Below are 576 nucleotides of genomic sequence, written 5' to 3'. Positions count from 1 at the left end.
GGGTACATATCGGTAATTTCGAAAGCGCCAGGCGCAACATAGGTCTGGTATACCTGATAGCCATTTTGTTTAATTACAACTCGAGCATTGGTTTTGGCTATACCACGAATGATAGGCGCATAACCACGCATACTTTCTGGCAGCATAGAGGTGTCAGTTGCAACCTGCAGGCCAGTAAATGGGACGCTGTCAAATATTGATGATAATGATGAGCTTTCACCCACGACGATATTACTGTTAATAGCCATCAGGCTACGCTGCATATACAGATATACTGAGTCCCAATCGCCTGCATCACTATTGCTTTTGTTCCAGGTACTTAGATTGCGTATGCGCCAGGGGCCGAGGTTGAGACCTGACTGTAAATTGAGGCTGTAATATTCCTCATCACTTTGGTAATCCTTTGAGCCGTTGAACTGATAGTTAAGGATCATGGCATTAATGCCATCATCGTATTTGTCCGGGGGAATATAGCCCTGAGCCGTGGTCAACATTGCAGCTTGTGGGATGGATATATCCAGTCGTTGTGATGAGAAGTCAAAAAGAGTGCTGGCATCCGGTATCACTTGCAGATTA

General features: G+C 45.1%; 1 protein-coding gene. It reads right to left on the bottom strand.

Translation table 11 applies throughout. The features are described 5' to 3' along the window. On the bottom strand, positions 1–576 hold a 576-nt coding region (locus tag KCR01S_RS23660; RefSeq protein ID WP_156478816.1), incomplete at both ends, for a fimbria/pilus outer membrane usher protein.

Origin of the sequence: Kluyvera cryocrescens NBRC 102467 (assembly GCF_001571285.1) — a bacterium.
In the GTDB taxonomy this organism is placed as follows: domain Bacteria; phylum Pseudomonadota; class Gammaproteobacteria; order Enterobacterales; family Enterobacteriaceae; genus Kluyvera; species Kluyvera cryocrescens.
Note: the sequence above shows the minus strand (reverse complement) of the source record. Positions and strands in the feature narration are given on the sequence as shown.